Origin of the sequence: Nonomuraea sp. 3N208 (genome assembly GCF_052245935.1) — a bacterium.
Taxonomy (GTDB): Bacteria; Actinomycetota; Actinomycetes; order Streptosporangiales; family Streptosporangiaceae; genus Nonomuraea.
In genome coordinates this window covers 1-1,758 of the sequence record NZ_JBQQBR010000134.1, presented here as the reverse complement: position 1 = coordinate 1,758, position 1,758 = coordinate 1, and the positions used below count along the sequence as shown (strand labels likewise).

Annotated in this window: 1 protein-coding gene; it reads right to left on the bottom strand. The window is 64.6% G+C overall.

Annotated elements, in window-relative coordinates; genetic code table 11:
• Positions 1 to 40: 40 nt before the first annotated feature.
• On the bottom strand, positions 41 to 1,648 hold the full coding sequence (locus ACTWPT_RS59825; protein ID WP_443186448.1) for a hypothetical protein: 1,608 nt from the start codon (positions 1,646 to 1,648) through the stop codon (positions 41 to 43).
• Between the last annotated feature and the right edge of the window lie 110 nt (positions 1,649 to 1,758).

The window sequence follows — 1,758 nt, the reverse complement described above, 5'->3', positions numbered from 1 at the left end:
CGATCTTTGGTCTCGCGTTTCTGGACGTTTGTGTCAAGTTTCACGACGCCCGAGGGAGCCGCGCTTGGGCGGCGTAGTCGTCGACGTGCCGGGTGATGGTCTTGAGCGCGGCGCGGAGTTCGGGCGGCGCTTGGGCTTGATCGGCAGCGGTCAGCGGGACGAGTAAACGGTTGTAGATCTTGGTGTAGAAGACCGCGATGCGCACGCCGTCGTCGGTGAGCACGTAGCGGTTGGATCGGGGTAGCCGGCGGATCAGTCCGTTGAGCCGGAGGCGACGCAGGTCGTAGGTCATCTGGCCCGTGCTGTAGGCGGTGGTGCCGAGCAGTCCGGTCATCAAGACGCGAAGGTTCTTGTTGGTGAAGCCGGTCGCGGCGAGCAACGTCTGGCACAGGGCGCCGGCCAGGGCCATGACCCGAGGATCGCCGAAGCGTAGCGCCGGGGCCCTCCGCCCCACCCCATCAGTGGTGGGGTGCGCGATCTGCTCAAAGGCTGGACTCGCAAGGACGCAACCCTGGCCGGCACGTTCGACCTCCAGTATGCGCCGATTGGCGGCGCGGGCCTTGGCCTGAAGCTCTTCCAAGTTATGCAGGCGGGCCTGGCAGCCCAGATCACGAGGGGCGTTGACGACAGTCTCGATGCGCATCGCCCGGCCGTCCTTGAGGTATTGCTTGATCCTCGAGTGCTTGTAGAAGACGTTGACCAGGACGCCGCCGTTATCGCGGCGGTCGATCGCGGTGCGGAAGGTTCCCCACGTGTCGCGGCGTATCCGACGGCCGAAGATGATCTCGACGTTGTGCGGGCGGCCGATGTCGAGGTTGTCGGCGATCAGGGCCTCGAAGAAGCCGCGGGCGTGCCGGGGAGCGTCGAAGACCAGGGTGTGGGAGATCTCGATCTGCCGCATGGAGGTCTCCCACCAATAGCCCGCATCGTGGTCTTGCTCGGTGAAGGGCAGCGGCAGGCGGTGCAGCCAGCGCTGGACGAACACGTTGATGGTGCCGGAGGTGAGCCGGTCGCAGATCTCTTGCAAGGCGGCCGGATCATCGCAGGTGGCGAACCCGTTGGACAGTTCAGTGAAGCTGAGGCTGGCCTTGACGGCTTGACGTTTGGCCCACTCATGGCCGTTGACCCAGATCTTGCCGGGGTAGGGGAAGTAGGCGCAGAGCTTGATGAAGGCCGGGCCGAAGTCGGCGTCCCAGAGATAGAAGTAGTAGCAGGTCACTCGCCGGTCGGCTTTGACGAAGCTCCAACGCGGGGTGCCAGTGGAGGTCTTGCCCTCGTGCGCGGTCCACACCCGCTGGAATTCCTGGGCCACGCCGATCGCCGCCACCCCGGAGCGTCCCGTGGCAGCCTGACGAGCCAGATATGGGGCCATCGTCTCCAGCTTGGCCTGGTCCTTGGCGAACTTGACCCAGGGGATGTGGTTGACCTCGGCGAAAGAGGTCACCGCCCGCCGGAACCGATCACCCAGCTGCTTGAACAGCACTGGCGAGGGAAACGGGAAGCCCAGATGCCCGGACAGGAACGCCACCACCTGTGAACTGGTCTGCAGGATCGGCACGTAGGCGTTTAGGTAGATCCGGTCCAGGCACTCGATGTCCAGGCTCACGTGCCCGTCGAGAATGTCGTTCACCGTCACGACTCGCGCCATGATGACCACCCACCGCAACCGTTTCTATGGTCGTGACGATGAACTCACCGATGCCAGATCGCCAGCGGAACCGGCAATCTCGGCGGTCCGAGGCGGAGCCTCAGTAGTAC